The sequence below is a fragment of the Mesorhizobium sp. WSM4844 genome, assembly GCF_055811775.1.
In genome coordinates this window covers 14125-36199 of record NZ_JBVVQB010000051.1, presented here as the reverse complement: position 1 = coordinate 36199, position 22075 = coordinate 14125, and the positions used below count along the sequence as shown (strand labels likewise).

The 22075-nt window shown below is 61.1% G+C and carries 16 protein-coding genes; 13 read left to right on the top strand and 3 right to left on the bottom strand.

All coding sequences use genetic code 11. The features are described 5' to 3' along the window. Positions 1 to 54 precede the first annotated feature (54 nt). Entirely contained in the window at positions 55 to 1677 is a 1623-nt protein-coding gene (locus tag AC0L2A_RS28525; protein WP_473611634.1) for an ABC-F family ATP-binding cassette domain-containing protein, read from the top strand. A gap of 66 nt (positions 1678 to 1743) precedes the next feature. Here AC0L2A_RS28525 and AC0L2A_RS28520 read toward each other — a convergent pair whose 3' ends face one another. Beyond that, positions 1744 to 2175, bottom strand: a complete 432-nt coding sequence (locus AC0L2A_RS28520; protein ID WP_473611622.1) for an SAM-dependent methyltransferase — start codon at positions 2173 to 2175, stop codon at positions 1744 to 1746. A 574-nt stretch (positions 2176 to 2749) separates the two neighbouring features. Here AC0L2A_RS28520 and AC0L2A_RS28515 point away from each other — a divergent pair. The 7 genes from AC0L2A_RS28515 (at position 2750) to AC0L2A_RS28485 (ending at position 11058) form a co-directional block, all read left to right on the top strand. Then, on the top strand, positions 2750 to 4054 hold the full coding sequence (locus tag AC0L2A_RS28515; RefSeq protein WP_473611621.1) for a mechanosensitive ion channel family protein: 1305 nt from the start codon (positions 2750 to 2752) through the stop codon (positions 4052 to 4054). Positions 4055 to 4346: 292 nt separating this feature from the next. Next, on the top strand, positions 4347 to 5465 hold the full coding sequence (locus tag AC0L2A_RS28510) for a KamA family radical SAM protein (protein ID WP_473611620.1): 1119 nt from the start codon (positions 4347 to 4349) through the stop codon (positions 5463 to 5465). A gap of 871 nt (positions 5466 to 6336) precedes the next feature. Further along, positions 6337 to 6672 (top strand): BA14K family protein, encoded by a 336-nt coding sequence (locus tag AC0L2A_RS28505; RefSeq protein WP_473611618.1) that lies wholly within the window; start codon positions 6337 to 6339, stop codon positions 6670 to 6672. Positions 6673 to 6797: 125 nt separating this feature from the next. Then, a complete protein-coding gene (locus tag AC0L2A_RS28500) occupies positions 6798 to 7127 on the top strand; it encodes a DUF2934 domain-containing protein (RefSeq protein WP_473510665.1) in 330 nt (109 codons plus the stop codon). 3 nt (positions 7128 to 7130) lie between these two features. Further along, a complete protein-coding gene (locus tag AC0L2A_RS28495; RefSeq protein ID WP_473611617.1) occupies positions 7131 to 7280 on the top strand; it encodes a hypothetical protein in 150 nt (49 codons plus the stop codon). A 163-nt stretch (positions 7281 to 7443) separates the two neighbouring features. Next, on the top strand, positions 7444 to 9216 hold the full coding sequence (locus AC0L2A_RS28490) for an adenylate/guanylate cyclase domain-containing protein (RefSeq protein ID WP_473611616.1): 1773 nt from the start codon (positions 7444 to 7446) through the stop codon (positions 9214 to 9216). 363 nt (positions 9217 to 9579) lie between these two features. Next, positions 9580 to 11058, top strand: a complete 1479-nt coding sequence (locus tag AC0L2A_RS28485; RefSeq protein ID WP_473611614.1) for a protein adenylyltransferase SelO — start codon at positions 9580 to 9582, stop codon at positions 11056 to 11058. A gap of 311 nt (positions 11059 to 11369) precedes the next feature. Here AC0L2A_RS28485 and AC0L2A_RS28480 read toward each other — a convergent pair whose 3' ends face one another. Next, positions 11370 to 12251: an AraC family transcriptional regulator gene (locus AC0L2A_RS28480; protein WP_287222778.1), complete on the bottom strand. Its 882-nt coding sequence runs from the start codon at positions 12249 to 12251 to the stop codon at positions 11370 to 11372. A gap of 201 nt (positions 12252 to 12452) precedes the next feature. Between AC0L2A_RS28480 and AC0L2A_RS28475 the strand changes: the two genes are divergently transcribed. Next, a complete protein-coding gene (locus tag AC0L2A_RS28475; protein ID WP_473611613.1) occupies positions 12453 to 13208 on the top strand; it encodes an SDR family NAD(P)-dependent oxidoreductase in 756 nt (251 codons plus the stop codon). Positions 13209 to 13485: 277 nt separating this feature from the next. On the opposite strand, the gene AC0L2A_RS28470 is transcribed toward AC0L2A_RS28475, so the two are convergent. Next, positions 13486 to 15072 (bottom strand): adenylate/guanylate cyclase domain-containing protein, encoded by a 1587-nt coding sequence (locus AC0L2A_RS28470; RefSeq protein ID WP_473611612.1) that lies wholly within the window; start codon positions 15070 to 15072, stop codon positions 13486 to 13488. Positions 15073 to 16305: 1233 nt separating this feature from the next. Between AC0L2A_RS28470 and AC0L2A_RS28465 the strand changes: the two genes are divergently transcribed. The 4 genes from AC0L2A_RS28465 to AC0L2A_RS28450 are packed head-to-tail and all read left to right on the top strand — an operon-like array spanning position 16306 to position 21805. After that, positions 16306 to 17064, top strand: coding sequence for a Tll0287-like domain-containing protein (locus AC0L2A_RS28465; protein ID WP_091598958.1), 759 nt, complete (start codon positions 16306 to 16308; stop codon positions 17062 to 17064). After that, entirely contained in the window at positions 17061 to 19793 is a 2733-nt protein-coding gene (locus tag AC0L2A_RS28460) for a hybrid sensor histidine kinase/response regulator (RefSeq protein WP_473611610.1), read from the top strand. Before AC0L2A_RS28465 ends, AC0L2A_RS28460 begins: the two co-directional genes overlap by 4 nt. Before the next feature lie 49 nt (positions 19794 to 19842). Continuing rightward, positions 19843 to 20214, top strand: coding sequence for a response regulator (locus AC0L2A_RS28455; protein ID WP_031255744.1), 372 nt, complete (start codon positions 19843 to 19845; stop codon positions 20212 to 20214). Between the two features lie 25 nt (positions 20215 to 20239). After that, positions 20240 to 21805 carry an adenylate/guanylate cyclase domain-containing protein gene (locus AC0L2A_RS28450; RefSeq protein ID WP_091598961.1) on the top strand — a complete coding sequence of 522 codons (1566 nt, stop codon included), beginning with the start codon at positions 20240 to 20242 and terminating at the stop codon, positions 21803 to 21805. Positions 21806 to 22075: the final 270 nt, after the last annotated feature.

Below are 22075 nucleotides of genomic sequence, written 5' to 3'. Positions count from 1 at the left end.
GCGCCGCCTATCGCGTATTGGCGCGGGGAAATCCCTTGGGCGCGCGTGAAAAGCATGATTCGACTGGAAAGCATTAGCAAGCAGAACGGCCGGCAGATCGTCTTCATCGAGGCCTCCGCCTCCCTGCAGAAGGGCGAGAAGGTCGGGCTGGTCGGCCCCAACGGCGCCGGCAAGACGACGCTGTTTCGCATGATCAACGGCGAGGAGCAGCCCGACGAGGGCCAGGTCTCCGTCGATCGCGGCGTCACCATCGGCTATTTCAGCCAGGATGTCGGCGACATGGCGGGCCGCAGCGCGGTTGCCGAAGTGATGGACGGCGCCGGGCCGGTGAGCGAAGTGGCGGCCGAGATGGGCGAACTAGAAGCCGCCATGGGCGATCCCGATCGCGCCGACGAGATGGACGCCATCATCGTCCGCTACGGCGACCTGCAGGCGCGTTTCGAGGAACTCGACGGCTATGCGCTGGATGGCCGCGCCCGTGAGGTGCTGGACGGCCTCGGCTTCAGCCAGGAGATGATGGACGGCGACGTCGGAAAACTTTCCGGCGGCTGGAAGATGCGCGTGGCGCTGGCCAGGATCCTGCTGATGCGGCCCGACGCCATGCTGCTCGACGAGCCGAGCAACCATCTCGATCTGGAAAGCCTGATCTGGCTGGAACAGTTCCTGAAGAATTATGACGGCGCGCTGCTGATGACCTCGCACGACCGCGAGTTCATGAACCGCATCGTCGACAAGGTGGTGGAGATCGATGGCGGCTCGCTGACCGCTTACTCCGGCAACTATGAATTTTACCAGCAGCAGCGTGCTATCGCCGACCGGCAGCAGCAGGCGCAGTTCGAGCGCCAGCAGGCGATGCTGGCCAAGGAGACCGCCTTCATCGAGCGCTTCAAGGCACGGGCGTCACACGCCGCCCAGGTGCAGAGCCGGGTGAAGAAGCTGGAGAAGATCGACCGCGTCGAGCCGCCAAAACGCCGCCAGAAAGTGTCGTTCGACTTCCAGCCGGCGCCGCGCTGCGGTGAGGACGTGGTGACGCTGAAGAACGTCCACAAGGGCTATGGCAGCCGCTCGATCTATCAGGGGCTGGATTTCCAGGTGCGCCGCCGCGAGCGCTGGTGCGTGATGGGCATCAACGGCGCCGGCAAGTCGACGCTGCTGAAGCTGGTCGCCGGCACTTCCGCGCCGGACAATGGCACGGTGGCGCGCGGGCCCAGCGTCAAGATGGGCTATTTCGCCCAGCACGCCATGGAAGTGCTGGAGGGCGAACGCACCGTGTTCCAGACGCTGGAGGATGCCTTTCCGCAGGCAGGCCAGGCGCCGTTGCGCGCGCTGGCCGGCTGCTTCGGCTTTTCCGGCGACGAGATCGAAAAGAAATGCCGGGTGCTGTCGGGCGGCGAGAAGGCGCGGCTGGTGATGGCGCTGATGCTGTTCGACCCGCCCAACCTGCTGGTGCTGGACGAGCCGACCAACCACCTCGACATCGCCACCAAGGAAATGCTGATCACGGCACTTTCGCAATATGAGGGCACCATGCTGTTCGTCTCGCATGATCGGCATTTTCTGGCGGCGCTTTCGAACCGGGTGCTGGAACTGACGCCCGAGGGGATTCATACCTACGGCGGCGGCTATACCGAGTATGTCGAGCGAACGGGGCAGGAGGCGCCTGGGCTGCGGAGCTGAGGCGCAGACCGGCGTTGCCGCTCACCATGACCCAAACGCTCGATTCCGGAAGGAAGCACGGGCTGCTCAGCCGTGTATCACAATTTCGCGCAGCGGATCGCCGCCGTCGATGAACAGTCGGCCTTGCGCCGTCAACGCCGCCTTGAGCCGTTGCAGGGCGATTTTCCCTGCCTCGGGATGACGTCCGTCCAACGCGCCGACGCGCACCGCAACGGCAATGTCGAAATGCCTCTCGTCCGCCTCCAACTGGAAATCCTCGATGGCGACCTGACGCAGGCTCAGCCGGCCCGCTGCAATCTCGGCGCGCGAGGCGGCCCTGGCCTGCGTGATGGCCTTGGCCGAGCGGTCGATCGCCAGCACGTGGCCGTCGCCAATCCGGCGCGCGATCTCGCGCGCCGCAGCACCCGGTCCGCAGCCGATCTCCAGCACCCGCATGCCCTGCCGCAAAGGCAGCGCATCGACGATCGCCAAAAGCCGTGGCGACAAGTCGTTCGCCATTCCGCTTCTCCAGCCTTTCCGTGAGCCGAGATTAGCGACCATGGCTGGCGACGGGAAGGCCGACACCTGAGGGGATCGCGGACGTCGTCGATGTGTTCACCGCCGGTTATTGAGGAGGGGCGCCCCTTGATCGATATCGAAGAGGCCGACAATCGGTCGACTTCTCAACTGCGCGACAGGAACAGCAGGGATACTTAAAGAGAGAATAAGGGCCGAGCGGCCCGGCGTCGTTGGCCTGAGGGGGGCGGGACTGGCGCCGAGCCTAACCGGTTGGGGGGTAGATCACCGGCCACCTGCATACATACGCTAAATCTAATTTAAGAGCAAGCTAATGTAACAGTGATTCAATGTTGCGCGTTGGCGATTTTCCAGCGGTTGTTTCCAGTCAGTTGTTGTTTCTGGCGGCCGCTGCCTGGCCGCGTGCGTCACTCTTATGGCGGCGGCTATACCTGACATGTTGAGCCCACCGGCCAAGAGGCGCCGGGGGCGCGGGGTGAAGCGCAGAGCGCCGGCTTGACCCTGCACCAGGCCGGCGACATTGTGCTGGTCGCCAGTCCATAACGGTCGTGTGGGAATGGATTTTCGCAACGCCATCGATGAATCGCTGGCCTGGGCCAGCCGATGGTTCGACTACGCCGTCACGCCGTGGTTCTTCTATCAGGCTGCCATCATCGTCGTGCTCTTCCTCGTCGCGAAGCTCGCAGCGCAGCGCATCGAACCGCTCGTGGAGAACCGAGCACGCCAGATCAAGGGGCATCCCGGACTGTTGAGGGTCGTCGTTGCCCTGTTGCGGCGCACCGACTGGATCCTGTTCACGGTCTTCCTGCTTGCCGCGCTCGTTCTCATGCGCGCCGTCACCTGGCCGAGCCGGACCCATTTCATCTATATCGCGCTCTCGCTATCGCTTGCGTGGCTGTTTGCGTCGGTGCTGTCGCGCATCGTCCGCAATCGCTTTGTCGCGCGGGCTCTCGCCTGGCTGACCTGGATCTATGCGGCCCTCGTCATCCTGGGCATCGATGACGACGCCGCGACTTTCCTGGAAGGCCTCGCAATACCTTTGGGCGCGGTGCGCCTTTCGGCGCTCATGGTGCTGAAAGCGGCGCTGCTGCTGATCGCCACGGTTTGGCTTGCGGTGGTCGTCGGCAAGTATATCGACGAGCGCGTCCGCATCTCCGAAGAGCTGACGCCCTCGATCCGCGTCCTCGTCGGCAAGGTCGCAAAGGTCGGCCTTGTGCTGGTGGCGGGTGCCATCGCCCTGTCTTCCGTCGGTCTCGACCTGACGGCCCTGACGATATTTTCCGGCGCCGTCGGCGTCGGCCTGGCTTTCGGGCTGCAAAAGGTGGTTTCGAATTTCGTCTCCGGCATGATCATCCTGCTCGACAAGTCGATCAAGCCGGGCGACACCATTTCGCTCGAAGGCACTTTCGGCTGGGTGCGCGAATTGCGGGCGCGGTTTGTCTCGGTGGTGACGCGCGACGGCCGCGAATACCTGATCCCGAACGAGGACTTCATCACCCAAAGGGTCATCAACTGGTCGTTCAGCGACAACCTCGTGCGGCTCGACGTGAATTTCGGGGTCTCTTACGACGCCGACCCGCATAAGGTCAGTGAACTGGCGATCAAGGCCGCCATGAGCGTCGGCCGGGTCGAAGCGGACCGGCGGCCGGTTTGCTGGCTCACCGACTTCGGCGAATCCTCGCTCAATTTCGTCCTGCGCTTCTGGATCCACGACCCTCAGCAAGGCCTGACCAACGTGCGTGGCAGGGTGCTGCTGGCGCTGTGGGACACTTTTAGGGAAAACGGCATAGACATCCCATATCCGCATCGCGAGATCATCATGAAGCCGGATGGGCGTGCTGAGAAACCAGGCGGGCGCTGAAGCTGCCAATCTCCCCCCTTGTGGGGGAGATGTCCGGCAGGACAGAGGGGGGCGCTGTCCCGCCGACTTCTCTCACCGATCCGCTCTCACGCGCATTCGCTTAGAACGTCCTTTGCGCGTTCAGAACGAACAATGTTGGCGATCCTTCGCGCCCCCCTCTGCCCTGCCGGGCATCTCCCCCACGAGGGGGGAGATTGGCAGCTTCGGCGCCGCGCGCGTTCGCGAGTGCACCCGGCAAGGGTTCGCACCTCGGCTCCAATGCTGTATCCAGCCCGAATTCAAGGAGCTTTTGATGACCTCACACCTCGACACCCCCGACGCCGGCATGGCGGCCGACGACGACAACACGTGGCAGGGCGATGTTCGCGCCGGCGTGCGGCAGGTGCGCGATCTCGACTCCCTGCCGCTGTCGCCAGCCGAGCGCGCGGCGGCTCAAGCCGCGGCCACGCGCCACAAGGTTCGCATCCCAAAAGCCTATCTCGACCTGATCGACTGGAGCGACCCCGCCGATCCGATCCGGGCGCAGGTCATCCCGTCGCCCGAAGAACTGGCTGAGCAGGAAGGCGAGCTCGACGATCCAATCGCCGACCACGCCTTCAGCCCGGTGCCGCGATTGACGCATCGCCATGCCGACCGGGTTCTCTTGTTCCCGACCTATCAGTGCGCGGTCTATTGCCGGTTCTGCTTTCGCAAGGAGTCGCTGACCTCGATCGGCCGCGGTTTTTCGCGCGAGGCGCTGGAGCCGGCCTTCGCCTATATCGAGGCCCACCCCGAAATCCGCGAGGTGATCCTGACCGGCGGCGATCCGCTGTCGCTGCCGGACAAGGTGCTGGCAGAAATCCGCGCCCGCATCGAGGCGGTTGCTCATGTGCGGCTGTTGCGCATCCACACACGCGTGCCCGTAGCGCTGCCCTCGCGCGTCACGTCAGGGCTGGTTCGCTCGCTGCAGGGCCGGCTGATGGTCACAGTCGTCACCCATTTCAACCACGCGCGGGAGATCACCCCGGCCACCGAAGAAGCCTGCCGCGCGTTGCGGCAAGGCGGCTTCGTGCTGCTCAACCAGAGCGTCCTGCTGAAAGGCGTCAACGACACAGTCGAGGTGCTGGAGGAACTGTGCCGCGAGCTGATGTACCGCCTCGGCATAAAACCCTATTACCTGCACCACGGCGACCTCGCGCGCGGCATGGCGCACCGGCGCACCACGATTGCCGAGGGACGGGCGCTGGTCAGCGCCTTGCGGGCGCGCCTGTCGGGCATCTGCAACCCCGTCTACGTGCTGGACCTGCCCGACGGGGGCGGCAAAGTGCCGCTCGGCCCGTGCCATGTCGAGGCGCAGGACGGCGACAAGTGGCGGATTCGCGGGCAGGATGGCGAGCTGAGGACCTATACGGAGCTCGTCGGCGATCCTTGAAAGCTGGGTTCCTCGCCCCGCAAGCGGGGGAGAGGTGGCCGCCCACGGGTCTTGCCTTTGGCAAGCCCGAGGACAGGCTCCGCGGCCGGAGAGGGGGCCTTTCGAAACACGGAAACCCCTCCCTGGATGAAGGCCTTATGGCGCAAGCCTGCGCAAATTCCCCCTCTCCGTCTCGGCTTCGCCGAGCCACCTCTCCCGCACGTTCGTGGGGGCGAGGAACCCAGGTTCTGCGAGAGGAGCCAGCCTCGGCGACATCCGCAACATTCACCACAAAACCGTGTCCGCCCCGGGTCGACTGCGCCCCCGCACACGAGCCGCGCCTGTCCGAGTTGCCTGGCACGCCGCGCTTGGTTGGAACCGGATCCAATGCCTCGCATTTTAACAGATGACGGGGGCAAAGGAGCGCAAGGTGAAAGCTTTATCGGCGGTACTTGGCGGCTTCGTGCTGACGCTGGCGGTTTTCGCCAGCGGATTGGCCTTCGCCCTGTGGATTCTCTCCGCCGAACCGGTGCAGCCGGTCGCTCCGACTTCTAGCGTTGCCGAACTGTGGCCGAGGGAGCCGCGGAAGGTGAACCCCGCTTCGCAGCATTTTGAGCGCCTTCCCGCCCGCTCGGTCCCAGCGGTCGCAGCGGTCCCAGAGGTCGCAGCGGTCCCAGCGGTCCCAGAGGTCCCAGCGGTCCCAGCGGTCCCAGAGGTCCCAGCGGTCCCAGCGGTCCCAGAGGTAGCAGAGGCCCCATTTGATGAGGCCCCAGTTGATGAGGCCCCAGTTGATCGCGCCGCGAAACCTGCCGATGCCGCATCTTCGTCGCCCGACACCACCGCTACCGCCTCCATCAAGCCGACAACGCCGGCAACGGACGAGCAGCAGGCGATGCCCGCCGCCCATGTGGAATGGTGCGCCAGCCGCTACCGCTCCTACAGACCAAGCGACGACCACTACACATCCTACAGCGGCGAGCAGCGTCCCTGCATCTCGCCCTATCTCGATGCCGGTGCGGCCGACCGCGCCGCTCCCGACGATGGCGCCAGCTATGTCGAGGCGACCGACATGTCGCCAATGGATGACGACGTTGCGTCGGATGAAAGCGGCGGCGCCTGGCTTCCGCCCGACCACGTGGAATATTGCTTCAGCCGCTACCGCTCCTACCGGCCGGAAGACAACACCTACCAGCCCTATTCCGGCGGCCCGCGCCGGCAGTGCGAGTAGGTGGGTGCAGAGCGGCGAACTGGCGGCCGCAGTGCATGGCGCCTGTGCGACCGCCGATCACGCAGATTTCTTGGATCGTTCGTGTTGGCGCGGCGTTCATCCGAATACCCACAGGAGGAATCAGCATGAGCGACGACCGGGAAGACAAGATTCGTGAGCGCGCATACCAGATCTGGGAACGCGAAGGCGGGATCCACGGCGATCCCGAGCGGCACTGGCACCGGGCCGAGGCCGAGATCGACAGGGAGGCAGCCCTGCCGCTGACGGCAGGCGATGCCCTGCCGGAAACCCGCGAGGTCGCGAACTCCGACGTCTTGACGGTGGAGGCCCTGGCGGTGCGCACCGGCATATCGGGCGAACAGGCGCAGGAACTGATCGACAGGCTGGGCAACGACCGGGCGGCGATCGAACAAGCCGCGCGCAACCTCAAGGGGAAGCAGCGGCTCGGGGAGTGACAGATGATCAGAAAACTCAAAGACGGAAAATACCGCCTCTATTCGCGCAAGAAGGACGAAAAGACCGGCAGGCGCCGCAATCTCGGGACGTTTGACAGCCGCGAGGCTGCGCAGAAGCACGAACGCGAGGTGCAGTATTTCAAGAGGCATTGAGGGGGCGTTGATGGCCGTGCCTTGCCAGGCAGCCGCGCCGGATGACCCCTTACTTCGGCGTAGGGTGTAGAATTCTAGCGAGTGGAGGATACCGCTCTGGGGACAGCGAACTTTCATGTTTCCCTGCCTCTTCGTGTTATTGTGGATACGAGGAGATTGGCCCGTGAGCGAGAGCCGCAAGCTAGCCGCGATCCTTGCCGCTGATGTGGTCGGGTACAGCCGGCTGGCGAGCACGGATGAAGATCGTACGTTGGCCCGGTTGCGGGCACTTCGAAGCGACCTGATCGACCCGACCATCGCCGTGTACAACGGTCGTATGGTCAAGCGCACAGGCGATGGTGCGTTGGTTGAATTCCGCAGTGTGGTAGACGCCGTGCGCTGCGCCATAGAAGTGCAGAATGGCATGGTCGAGCGCAACGCCGGCGTGCCCGAGGACCGCCGCATCGAATTTCGGATTGGGATACATTTGGGCGACGTGGTCGAAGAAAGCGACGGCGACCTGATGGGCGACGGCGTCAACATCGCCTCGCGTCTGGAGGGTGTCGCGGCCCCGGGCACCATCTGCCTGTCCGAAGACGCCTATCGGCAAGTCAAGACGAGACTAGACGTTTCGGTCAGTGATCTCGGCGACACCCAGCTCAAGAATATTGCCGAACCGATCCGGGTTTATTCACTCCGAGTCGGCACCGCGGCTCACGCAAAGGCGCCTGTGACCCACGAACTTTCGGAAGCTCTGCTTTCCACAGCGGCACCGCCTCAGTTATCGATCGCCGTGCTGCCCTTCGCCAACATGAGCGGTGATGCCGAGCAGGAATATTTCGCCGACGGAATCTCCGAAGACATCATTACAGCTCTCTCAAAGCTGTCGCAGCTGTTTGTGATCGCTCGCAATTCGTCCTTCACTTTCAAGGGCAGGAACGTGAACGTTCAGGAGGTCGGCCGGAACCTCGGCGTGCATTACGTGCTGGAGGGCAGCGTTCGCAAATCCGGCAACAGGGTACGTATCACCGCGCAGCTTATTGACGCGACCACAGGCGGACATCTGTGGGCGGAGCGCTTCGATCGCAACCTGACCGATATCTTTGCCGTACAGGACGACGTTACGCAGCAAATTGTCGACGCGCTGGCGCTCAACCTGACAAAGGGCGACCAGCAGCGGCTCGCGACCGAGCAAACCGGCAACCTGGACGCGTATGACTGCTTTCTTCATGGCCGAGAGCAGCTATGGCGGTTCACGAAAGCGGAAAACATCAAGGGCCGGGAGCTGTTGCAGCGCGCCGTCGAATTCGACCCGAAATTCGCTCCCGCCTACGCGTTCCTCGCGTTCGCAAACATACTGGACTACGCAAACCAGTGGAGCTCGTCGTGGTCGAACGCAATGGCACAAGCGGAAATGTTCGCGGCACGGGCAGTGGCGCTCGACGATCGATATCCTTACGCACATTGGGCGCTGGGCATCGTCGAGTTGTATTCGCGACGGCATGAGGCGGCCATCCGCTCGGCGAAACGCTTGATCGCTCTTGCGCCAAATCTTGCCGAGGGGCACGAAAATTTCGGTTATGCACTGTATTATTCCGGCAAGCCTGAAGACGCACTCCGGTGTTTCGACAAGGCAATGGCCTTGAACCCGTATTATCCGGACGTGTACCTTCACTTCCAGGCGCAAGCGATGTTCCAGTTGCGCAGGTACGAAGAGGCAATTGGGATCCTGCGGCGGCGACTTGTTCGTAACCCTTCCACCGACGTCTCACGCGTGCTCCTGGCGGCGAGCTACGGCCATCTGGGTCGGTTCGAAGAAGCCCGTCGCGAGTGGCAGGAAGTGTTTCGCGTCAACCCCCAATATTCTCTGGAACATCGCCGCAAAGTGTTGCCCTATAAGGATCCCAACGATTTCGAGCTAATCGTGGATGGCCTTCGCAAAGCCGGCCTCGTATGAGCGCCTGACCGGGCGAGGTCCGGTATTGAACCTTCTGCAGCCACTGCTTCGAAGGAACAGCACGACCGCTGTGTGGCGCGTTGAGGACTGGAGCGGGGCCGTTAGCAGTCAGGCGGCTTAAGGCTACCGATTCGCGAAGACCAGACGTTCGCTGGTGCGAGAAGCGTCGTAGCCGTTCCGCTCGAAGAGGCTACTTGCCCGAAGGCACCGATACATCCATTTCTGGCACGTAGCTGGAAATGAAGTTCGAGCATCGCCACATCAGTATACGGACCGGCAGTCTGATGGAACTATTGTCATTGATAACAATCTTTGCGACCGACGAAGCGTCTCGCTACTGCCGTTGATGTTTGAGGAGTGTGAATGACGGTACGCTTTGCATTTGACAACAGCTATGCTCGGCTGCCGAGCTCGTTTTATGCGCGTGTTTCCCCGACCCCGGTCTCCGCACCGCACCTCCTCAAGCTTAACCAGGAGCTGGCCGTCCAGCTCGGGCTCAACCCGGTAGAACTCGCCACGCAGGCGGGTGTTGAGATTCTTGCCGGCAAACGGATTCCCGAAGGTGCCGAGCCGATCGCTACCGCCTATGCCGGACACCAGTTCGGTCAGTTCGTGCCGCAGCTCGGCGACGGAAGGGCAATCCTGCTAGGCGAGATCGTCGATCAGGAAGGAGTGCGCCGGGATATCCAGCTAAAGGGCTCCGGCCGAACACCGTTTTCCCGCGGCGGCGACGGGCGGGCGGCGCTTGGCCCCGTTCTGCGCGAGTACATTGTCAGCGAGGCCATGGCGGCTCTTGGCATTCCGACCACTCGGGCGCTTGCTGCGGTTATGACGGGTGATGAGGTTATACGAGAAACCTACCTGCCAGGCGCAGTGCTGACACGGGTCGCATCCAGCCACATGCGGATCGGAACCTTCGAATTCTTCGCGGCGCGCGGGGACGTGGGTGCGGTGAGGGCTCTCGCTGATCACGCGATCGCCCGGCACTACCCGGATGCCGCGGGCGCTGCTCGCCCCTACCTGGCACTGCTGGAGAGTGTGATTGCGCGCCAAGCGAACCTCGTAGCGCAGTGGCTCCTCGTCGGCTTCATTCACGGGGTTATGAACACCGACAACATGTCTATCGCCGGCGAGACGATTGACTATGGCCCCTGCGCTTTTCTGGACATCTACAATCCCAACACCGTATTCAGCTCGATCGACCAGTTAGGTCGCTACGCTTATGCCAATCAGCCTGCGATCGCCCAGTGGAACCTGACGCGGCTGGCGGAGTGTCTGCTGCCCCTCCTGGCTGAGGATCAGGACAAATCCGTGGAGCAGGCCCAAGAGGCGCTTTCTGCCTTCGCAGCACGGTTCAGCGACGCGTATAATAGTGGCTTGCGTCGCAAGTTGGGACTTTTGTCGGAGCGGGAGGGCGATCTTGCGCTGACGCATGATCTTCTCGATCGGATGGTCGCTGGCAAGGCGGACTTCACCCTGACTTTCCGACGCCTGAGCGAGGCCGCTATTGGACCCGAAAGCGACGTCGCGGTGCGCAGCCTCTTCGAAGACCCTGCCCCATATGACGACTGGGCCAAGCGCTGGCGCAAACGGCTCGGGCAAGAGCCGCAGGAAGGTTCAGTGCGCCGAGCTTCCATGCAGCGCGTAAATCCGGCCGTTATCCCGCGCAACCACCGCGTTGAGGCGGTCATCGAGGCCGCCGTGGAGAAACAGGAGTTCGGACCGTTCGAGGACCTTCTGACCGTGCTCGGCAAGCCATACGAAGTCCAGCCAGGCTTCGCGAGCTATGCCGAGCCACCACCGCGCGATGGCCGCGTCTATAAGACCTTTTGTGGGACCTGAACCTGAGGTTCGTTGCGAAGAGATGCGTTGGATGACGAAAAAGAGCGCTCGATCGCGCGAGCGACATTCCGGCTAGCATTCCAAGCTTTGCGCTCCGGCATCGCAGGATCGTGCTGGAAATGTCCATCCTGCTTCTCCTTCGGCGCACCATTGGCCGGAAGGGAAGCGAAAGGGGACTAGTCGGCAGCGGGGCGACTGCGGACTGTCAGTTTTCGGCCATCGAGGTGCAGAAGCGGACGTACGCAGCGCTCAAAGGGTGGTCTGGATGTGACCCACAGCGGACGCTCGCTTTCTTCTGAAGCAGAGTCAGACTACGCAGCCATCTGTGCCCGCCGTATGTCGCGGGCCGGTGGTTTGCCGAACAGACGGCCATATTCGCGGGTGAACTGAGGCACGCTCTCATAGCCCACCGCGTATGCCGCCGAACGCACGCTCGTGCCATCGGCCAGCATCTGGCGCCGAGCCTCGATCAGGCGCAACTGCTTCTGAAATTGCAAGGGAGACAGCGTGGTGGTCTGGCGGAAATGCTGGTGGAAGGACGAGGTGCTCATCCCCGCGGCCTCGGCCAGTTCCTCGATGCGGATCGGCCGTGCATAGCTTTCGCGGATCATGGCGACCGCACGGGCGATGCGTTGTGCATGGCCATCGGCCCCGCCGAGGCTGCGGAGGGCCGATCCGTGCCGTCCCGCCAGAAGCCAGAAATGAATCTCGCGCAGCAACGGCCCTTGTAGGACCGGGAGGGCAAAGGGACGGTCCAGAAGCCGCATCAGACGCAGCGCCACATCGGCGACATCTGCGTCGGTCGGCTCCACTCGGACAGGCTTGCGCGGATCGCCCGGTACCGCCGCTATCTCCACCGCGAGTTCCCGCATAAGGACGGGGTCGAGTTCCAGCACCAGCGAATAGTAGGGCGCGCCGAGGGTTGCCTGCGTGATCTGGCTGACCGTGGGCACATCGGCCGAGATCAGCAGCGAGTCGCCCGGACCGAATTCCAATGTCTCGGCCCCTATCGTGACCCGCTTGGCACCTTGTAACAGCATGGCCACCAGCGGCCGATTGACAGCCACCTGCAATTCGCCGGGCTGCGTGGCGCGGATCGCGGTCAGGCCGGGAATAGGCGTCGATGCTGCCCCGAAACGGTCGGCATGAGTGTCGGCAAAGCTGCGCACGAGGTCGAGAAGCGTTCGGCTCATATGAGCAAGATGAAGGGTGGTGGCGCTTCAGGCAAGACCTGAAGAAGGATCAGGCAAGAAATCAGAACACTCTGGCAAATCCTGTGTGGCAGGCCGATCCAGATTTGCAGGAACAGGCAAGACTACGCGAGGAATCGGCAACAACTGGAGACGCTCTTGCCGCATGTTGTTCCCATCACTTCGGATGAAAGGACTTCCCGCATGACCAAGATCGCACTCGTCACCGGCGCCAACCGCGGCCTCGGCCGCAACATCGCTGTCAGCATCGCGCGGCATGGTCGCGACGTGATCGTCACCTATCGCGGCAACGCATCTCAGGCCAGCGAGGTTGTGGCCGAGATCGAAGCCCTGGGCCGTAAGGCGGTTGCTCTGCAGCTCGATCTCGGCGTGGTCGCCAGCTTCGAGGCCTTTGCCGAGACCCTGCGCGCGGCGCTGAAAGAGACCTGGGGCCGCGACAGCTTCGATTACCTGATCAACAATGCCGGCCACGGCGAATTCGCCATGATCGGCGATACGACCGAGGCGCAGTTCGACGGTCTGTTCGACGTCCATGTGAAGGGCATCTTCTTCCTCGTGCAGGCGCTTCTGCCGCTCATCGCAGATGGCGGGCGGACCGTGAACTTTTCTTCGGGCCTGACCCGCGTGTCCTATCCGGGCTTCTCGGCCTATGCGGCCGCCAAGGGGGCGGTCGAAATCTTGACCGTCTATATGGCGAAAGAGTTGGGTGCACGCGGGATCACAGTGAACACGGTCGCGCCCGGAGCGATCGAGACTGATTTCGGTGGCGGGCTGGTGCGCGACAATGCCGAAGTCAACGCGCAATTCGCAGGGATGACCGCGCTTGGCCGCGTAGGGCTGCCCGACGACATCGGCCCTATGGTGGCAAGCCTTCTGGGCGAGGATAACCGTTGGGTTACGGCACAGCGGATCGAGGTTTCGGGTGGTCAGGCGATCTGATCAGTCGGACCTCCGACAACTAAAGCGCGCGGCTGTATGGCCGCGCGCAAGCCTCCTTTGGCCGTCGACTGAAGCTGAACGGCCGGAATATCCGCAAGCACGATTTCCAGGATAGCCTCCGGCAACGTCTGCTATTGGGCAACAGTAGAGATCACCTCAACGGCCGACATTAGGCGCGAAGCGGTCATCCATGGCTCCACTACGGGAGTCTGCTTCGGGTCGAGGGTGCGTTTCCGAAACGGCTCAGGTCGGGCAAACCGGACGTTCAAGGACCCTGCTAAAAAGTAGCGGGCTTGCTTCGGGCGGTTAAGGCCAGGAGCGCCTCCGAGAGACGTTTCTTTGCCCGTTCGACCCCGTTCTCGTCGATCGCTTCGACATCGACGAACAGGTCGAGGCCAGTCGCGTGCTCGCTGATGACCTGAGGGCGCTGTGCCAGTTCACCAAGGAGGCCCTCGACTTCATAGGGGACAACCTCCCGACTGATCCCCTTCATGGCGATCGGCGCCAACGGACGCGCTCGGACAAGGTCGCGCACGAGCGCATAGGTCTCATAGCTAAGGCAGATGCCGCCAGGTTCGGCAATCGATTGCAGGCGGGCCGCCAAGTTCGCTTCGGCCCCGATTATCGTGTAGTCCATGCGATCATCGGAGCCGAAGTTGCCGACATTGCAATAGCCCGTGTTGATGCCCATGCGAGCTCGGAACGGCTGCTCAATTCCTCGATCACGCCACAACCTGTTCAGCTGCTCTAGCCGGCGCTGCATGTCGACAGCCATGCGCAAGCAAGCCCTCGCGTCCTCCTCGACACCCTTTGTCTCGGGGTCTCCGAAGAACACAAGAAGTGCGTCGCCGATGAACTTGTCGACAGTAGCCTCGTGCTTGAGCGCGATCATTGACATCTCGGTGAAGTACTCGTTGAGGAGTACCGTCAGGTCCTCAGGCTGGAGCCGTTCCGCGATCGCGGTGAAATCCTTGATATCTGAGAAAAAGATTGTGAGCTTCTTGCGCTCGGTCGCGATAATCACATCCTTTTGGCCGCTGAAGATGCTTTTATAAATTTGAGGCGAGAGATATTTGGCGATCTTCAATGAAATTGCGGCCAGAAAGTCGTTTGCCTCTGCGAGTTCCGTGTTCATGCCGTGAACCAAGGCGGACTGCCGACGCTGCAGGAAAATGAACGTCAGACCCGCCGCAGCTGCGAAGCCGAAATACAGAAGCAGATACTTGAAAGAGAGGACGTTGGCCCCGATCGGCTGGGCGACCGATATCTCCTGGATACCTCGGACATCCCCTACCTTCCAGTCTGTCTTGGGGCTGTCCGGGTGCGAGTTATGGCAGTTGACGCAGACTTGTCCCATTACTACGGGAGCCGCCGCGCGAACGTGCCGGTCAAGCAACGAACCCGAGGCTTCGATGATGGGCTCACTTGGATTGGCGCGAAAGGCAGAGATTGCGTTGCGCTCGAATGTGTCTAGCCGGTGGGGCTCGCGGCCTTTGAAAGGTAGGTCCGAGACGAAGCGATATTTGACGGACCCGTCGTGAGCGCTGATGCGCTTGCCGAGTTCGATTGAGAGGGTTGCTGGGATAGGGATCGCACCTGGCACGTCCCTGTAATTGTGCGTCGCGGTCACGGCGCCGTCTGCTTTCAGGACCCGTCCCACGACGTCGCTGCCGTAGAATCCGCGCATGTCGTCGATGATCCGGCTGATTTCGCTGGCTTGCGTGCGCAGCATGCGTTCCGACAGATCTCGGAGGTCGAGCCAGGCTGCGACGGGCAGACCTATAAGGCCGACGACCACTGCCGCAACCAGGAGCGGTCCCATGGTGCGTTGCTCACGCGCAATCTGTTCACCCAATCCCGCCATTGTCCAGGTTACCGCCCACCCGTAATCCAATACCTGAACTATACCTTCATTCGCGGCTCGCTACCAGCGCCAGTGGCTCGGTGAGAACACGATGGGGCCGGGAGCGGACTTGCGGCTTCGAGGCCTGGAATGTCAGAAGCGGACATTCAGGCGCCCCCCATGCATCGACGTGAACTGACCCGTTAACGACCTTCCTGACATCGCGCTTCAACGTCCGCACAGGGGGAGAATGCTGTCATTGTTGCGCAGTCGTGGAGCGACGAGCCACTGAATCACGATCTGCGAGCAGGTAACGATCGGCCAGCGCCGTGATCACTCGGAATCAGTTCGACTCGCCGCCGCGGGGACAATGAGACCTTGGCATGCGACATGGCAGATACTGTGGGCTGGACAAATCATGGGCCGGCCGCATTCCGCCCCGACCCGGAACTCGGATTGGGAGGCTTTGACAAAGCGCACGTGATTTCGTCGCGTGAGATACCAATGTCGTTAAGAATGTCATCCGGTGACCGGCTCAACCCGTCCGTTATCATCCACATAGCTTTTCGCTCGGCGCGAAGGCGGAACCATCCGCGAATGTAGCCAATGGTGCCATTATGAAAACTTGTCCACATCGAAGTCATCTTAATCATCTGCTCGAACACACGGCACGGAACGGCACTGGCGGTATTCACCGCGAGAAGGACCGGTTACGTCGCATCTGACTCGTCTCAATTCCGAACTTATCGGTCTCGTTCGGCTGGGCGCACCGCGGCGGCAGCGACTGCAACCGCGCCGGCGAGGGTTGAAATGCTGATTGTTTTTCGTAACATAGTTCTGTTTCCTTTCAGCGATGATGGTTCATCAGCGATCAAGATGACATGCATAGGTTGTGCCGGCCGACAACATAAGGCCAGAACCATCATCTTCTTCTACAAACAATTGCTATGCTAAGTTTACGGTGCGTGAGGTTGCGCTCGAACACAACGAGTATATATTTCAAAGCTAATTTTCTAGCTTTAGCAAGCTATATTTTAACGGCAAGCTTGACAAATCCACCGCTAACCTCCCGATGCTCCACCCAGGTGGTCAAGAGACGTTCGGCAAAAACGGGTTTGCGGGCCAGGGCCGCTTCGGAGCGGGCGGCGGATGCTTCGTTCCTTCTCTCACCGCTTGCGCATGGGCGTTTGTCGCTACGCTATCGGCCCGCGTCGTGCTATACTTTTTGTTTGGCTTCCTTCGACGGGAACGGAGATGTTCGACCTGTCAACCTTGACGCGGAGAAGCATTGGCGTTGCTCTTGTCGGTTGCGCGTTCCTCGCGCCGGCTGCCATGGGAGCGGTTACTGAAGATGTCGCGATGGGAATCCGCCTTGCGGAATTGCTTCGCGCGGGGCGAAGCGTTGTCTCCAACTATCAGACACTAATCAACGATCCCGCACTTGGCGACAAGCACCTCGACAGCGAGCGTTTTGCGAGCGAGGCCATCGCCGTTTACTCAAAAAACACCGGCCAGGACCCGTTTTCCGGCGAATTGACCAAACGCGACCGGCGTCTGCTTGAGGCCCAGATTGGGGCTATGCGGGAGGTGGTGGACGAGCAGCAAGATGACATCAACCGCTCTGGGATCGGGTTCAAGGGCTTCGTGCCGGCCGTTTTCGCGCGCCTGTTGAATGAGAAATTCGCCGCCAAGGTTGGCAACGAAGCTCTGGTGCGCGTGACTGCGCCCGAACAACTCGTGCGCAACCGCAAATCTCTTCCGGACGCTTGGGAAGCCAGCGTCATCGTAAGCGTCTTTTCAGATCCGAAGAGAGCAAAAGGCGAAGCCTACACGGACGTGACCGAGGTGGAGGGACGCCCGGCATTTCGAATGCTCCTGCCCGAATACTATACGGAGTCGTGTCTTTCCTGCCACGGCGAGCCGAAGGGCGAGATCGACATAACTGGATATCCCAAGGAGGGCGGAAAAGCCGGCGATCTGGGGGGCGCAATCAGCATCGTCTTGTTCAAATGAGCGTCCTGGAACAGACACCCCACGAGGTGGAAGCCATACCGGTGCCGTCGAAATCCCTGGGACGTCGCCTTGCCAGTCTGCCGATCGCGGCCCGCGTAGCTGCACTGACAGCGGCCGGCCTTATCAGTCTCATCGTATCTTCCATCCTTCTCACGCAGGCGCTTTATCGCAGTGCCGACCGCACCGCAGACACTAAGGCATTGTTCGATCTCGCGGCGACTGCGGCTGCGGCGCACGTGACCTTTGGCGAATTGCGATACTGGCTCACCGATTTGTCGGTCAGCTTGCTAATGAACTCCCAGCGGAATGCCGAGCAGGCGCGTGAGCGACTGCTGGACCAACTGGACGGCCTTTCGAAATTATCCCCCGATGCAGTGAGGGAAATCCGTGTCGAGATCGATGACTACGTCAAAAGGGCACTAGAGGCGGCGGACAGCTATACCCAGGATAACCGCATCATTGGAAACGCTCTCCTGGCCGAGGCGCGAACCCACAGCACAAATGTCGATGCCGCCCTTAACAAACTTGTCGAGCAAGTGAGCGCCGAGGCAGAAGCCGCTCGCAACGAGGCTGTAAGGCTAGCCCAGAAAACCGCGACTACCGCTGCCATTCTGGTGGTCATCGTGCTATTGATTGGGTCGCTTCTTACAATCCTTGTCCTTCGCTCGATCATTGGCCCGTTACGGCGGCTGAACCGGGTCATCGGCGAACTGACGCAAGGACGCTACGATATTGAAATACCGATTGAGGGAGGCGACGAACTCGGCGCAATGTCGCGGACGCTTCGACTTTTTCGCGCGGGCGCGATTGAAAAGAAACGACTGGAAGACGAGGCGGAGCAGCAACGACGGACGATCGCAGCGGCGCTTGAGGCCATTTCTGACGGATTTGTCCTATTCGATCCGCAGGACAGGGTCATCCTGGCCAACAGCAAATTTTGCGAATTCTTCCCTGACCATGCGCGAGCTTCTCTTCCTGGGCAAAGCTTCCAAGAAATCTTGGAGCAACGCCTGGCAGGCGGGCAAGTCGACCTTGCGGGCGCGTCGCCAGAGGAGTGGATTGCCCAGCGGTTACGCATCCACAAGGACCCGGCGGGCTTCGTCGGCGAGGATCGCTTTGGCGACAGATGGGTTCGCGTAAGCAGGCGAAAAACGCCTGACGGCGGCGCGGTCGCCGTTTACACCGACATCACGGAATTGAAACTGAGACAAGACGAACTCGAGCGCGCCAAGAGCCGTGCTGAATCGACGAATGAAGCCAAGAGCCGCTTCGTCGCATCCGTCAGCCACGAACTGCGTACGCCGCTGAACGCGATTATTGGCTACAGCGAGATGCTGATCGAAGATGCGAGCGACCAGCACATGGTGGAATTCGTTCCGGAACTGAAGAAGATCGCCGCGGCTGGTCGCCATCTCCTGGGGCTCATCAACGACATCCTCGACTTGTCGAAGATCGAGGCGAACAAGATGGAAATTTTCTTGGAAACGTTCGACGTCGCCGATTTGATGCGCGACGTCCAGGCCACAGTCGCGCCTCTGATGGCGAAAAACCGAAACGGTTTCGTACTGGACCTCGAGGACGACCTCGGGAAAATGCATTCGGACCAGACGAAGTTGCGTCAGAACCTGTTTAACCTGCTCAGCAACGCCGCCAAGTTTACCGAAGGGGGTCGAGTAACACTCGCGGTGCGTCGCGACAGGCGACCAAACGGCGATTGGCTGATATTCAAAGTGTCCGACACCGGGATCGGAATGACGTCGGAGCAGCAGGAACGGCTCTTCGACGCTTTTACGCAGGCGGACGCATCCACCACTCGCAACTATGGCGGAACGGGGCTTGGCCTCAGTATAACCCGGAGTTTTAGCCGAATGATCGGAGGCGTTGTAAAGGTCGAGAGCGAACTCGGAAAAGGCTCGACCTTCACAATGGAGATTCCAGCCGAGTTCAAAAAAGAATTTAGCGAGCAACACCCCTCCGAAGCTGGGCCGTTGCCGCCACGAGACAAGGCGGTTCTGATCATAGATGATGAACCAGCCGCCCGAACCGTCATCGCCAGCGCCTTGGCGGAGGCGGGACTGGCATCGTTCGAAGCAGCAAGCGGCGAGGAAGGAATAGCCGCTGCTCGAGCGCATCGCCCCGCGGCGATCATTCTCGACATCATCATGCCGCATCAGGACGGCTGGTCAGTGCTGCGATCTCTGAAGAACGATAGGGAGCTTTGCGAGATTCCTGTGATCCTTGCGACGATACTTGCAGATCGCGAACTCGGCCTCTCACTCGGGGCGGTTGAATACCTGACGAAGCCGATCGACACCGAGAAGCTGATTCAAACAATTGAGGCTTGCGGCGGTGGCAACCGCGATGTGCTTGTAATTGATGACGACCAAGCCTCCCGCGATTTCCTTCGGCGTATCCTGATCAAGAAGGATTGGCGGGTTCACGAGGCAAGCGACGGCGTGCGCGGCCTTGGCCTGATGAAACGGTTGTTGCCGCGCCTGGTGGTGCTTGATCTGCTGATGCCCGAAATGGACGGATTTCAGACATTGAGTGAGATGCAGCAGACGCCCGAACTGCAGAACATTCCGGTGGTCGTAGTTACCTCGAAAGATCTGTCGATGAACGAGCTCGAATGGCTCCGCGATAGGGCGGTTGCCGTTGTGACCAAGGGCGCGAACAGCAGGTCTCAATTGGTCAAGGCGCTCGAACGCCAGATTTCCGCGGCCGAGTAGGCTGGCCCGGCATCTCAGTTCGTTGACCCATCGTTAGAAGGGGCCGAAGATGACGAGAATCCTTCTGGTGGAAGACAACGAAATGAATCGCGACATGCTCTCGCGGCGGTTGTCGCGGCGTGGGTTCGAAGTGCTTATTGCAGAAAACGGACAATCCGGCGTGGAACTAACCATTTCGGAAAGACCGGATCTGATCCTTATGGATATGAGCCTGCCCGTGATGGACGGATGGGAGGCGACACGGCGGATCAAGGCTGATCCGGCCACCTCCGGGATTCCTATAATCGCGCTTTCTGCACATGCTATGACCAGCGATCGGGAATTGGCGCTTGAGGCCGGCTGCGATGACTACGACAGCAAGCCGGTGGACCTGCCGAGGCTCGTCCAAAAAATCGAACAATTGCTTGCCGCAAATCCGTGAGCCGCCGAGTCGGCGGATTGGAGACATGACTGCCAAGAATGAGTTCCAACGCCACGCAATAGCCGCCCATCTGGCGCAGACGCTTGCTGGACCAGCACGGGCAATCTCGGGATTTCAGGAACTGCTGCTAGAACAGGTGCAGAACCACAGTCTGGTGCACATCACTCCAGATCTTGAGAGGGTCGGCGCCGCTGCCCGGCAATTGAACAGCCTCATCGACAGCTTGATCCATGGCAAAGCCGACTATCCGGACCATGCAGGGCGCGAGATCGAGGCGAAACTGCGCCACGATTTGCGAACACCACTCAACGCGATTATCGGCTACTCCGAAATGATCCTTGAAGAAGCCGAAGAATTGCACGAACACGCATTGGACGAAGATGTCAGGGTGATGCTCGCGGCTGCGGCCGAACTGTTGGCGCATGTCGATGCAATTGCCGGCCTATCGCGCGCCAGCGACAACGAAGGGCTGTGGACGACGGATCAGGCAGAGATCGATGCAGCAGGGCTCGAAAGGGCGCTGGGCAAGACGGAGCGCGATGCATTCTCAGGACGCAACGGTAGAATACTTGTCGTCGACGACATCGGCAGTAACCGCGATCTTCTCTCGCGCCGCTTGCTGCACGACGGTCATCAGGTAGTCACTGCCGAGTCAGGCCTGTCCGCGCTGACCCGCCTTGCGGAATATGAATTCGACCTTGTTCTGTTGGACATACTGATGCCGGACATGAACGGCATCGAGGTGCTCTCGCGATTGAAAGCTGAGCGCCGGTGGCGGCATATCCCGGTCATTATGATATCGGGGCTGAACGAAGTCGACGCCGTGGTCCGCTGCATCGAGGCGGGAGCCGACGACTACTTGCTTAAACCTTTCAATCCGGTCCTGCTGCGCGCCCGGATCAACTCCAGTCTGGAGAAGAAGCGTTGGCGCGACCGCGAGCACCAGTATCTTCAGCGGATCGAGGCGGAAAAGCGGCGGGCCGACTCGCTTCTTCATGCCGTCCTGCCCGGTCAAATCGTTGCGCGGCTGCAAGGGGGCGAGGAGATCATTGCGGATAGGTTCGAGGAAGTGACCATCCTTTTTGCCGATATTGTCGGTTTCTCGCCTATCGCAGCGAAATTGCCGGCATCCGACCTTATCAAGCGCCTCGACCGGATGTTCAGCATGTTCGACGCGCTGGCGGAGAAGCATTCCGTGGAGAAGATCAAGACTATTGGGGACGCGTATATGGCCGCTTGTGGTCTTCCGGAGCCGGTGGCCGATCACGCCGACAGGACCGTGGCGCTGGGAAAATCCATGCTGGACTCGTTGAGGCTCTTGGCGTCGGGCAGCGATAGTTTTCGTGTCCGAATCGGCGTACACACTGGACCGGTGATCGCCGGTCTGATCGGCCGACATCGGTTCGTCTATGATGTCTGGGGCGAAACCGTGAACATCGCAAGCCGACTCGAGTCCCAGGGCGTAGCCGACCGCATGCAAATCTCGGAGGCAACCAGACGCGCTCTGCACGCCTCTTGGGAGCTAGAACCGCGCTGCACTGTGGAACTGAGAGGCGTCGGCAAGATGGAGACCTATCTCGTTCGACACTGATGTCTGATTTCCTCAAAGCGACGCGTAAGCGAGTAGCTTACGGCACCGGCGTTGAGAGGCTATTACTACCATAGCATTCGCGAATCGAAGAGCAGATTAACCAGCGTCCGTATCATCATCAGCATGACTGGGTTAGGCTCGGCGGACTTGGCTACCGCCACCCGTCCCATCCATATCGAATTTAGGTCATGGGTTGCTGGCGAGCCTGGAGGCCTATGTCGAGACGGGCTTTCTGTGCTTCCGCCGCATCTCCAAGCGGAAGTTCATCCA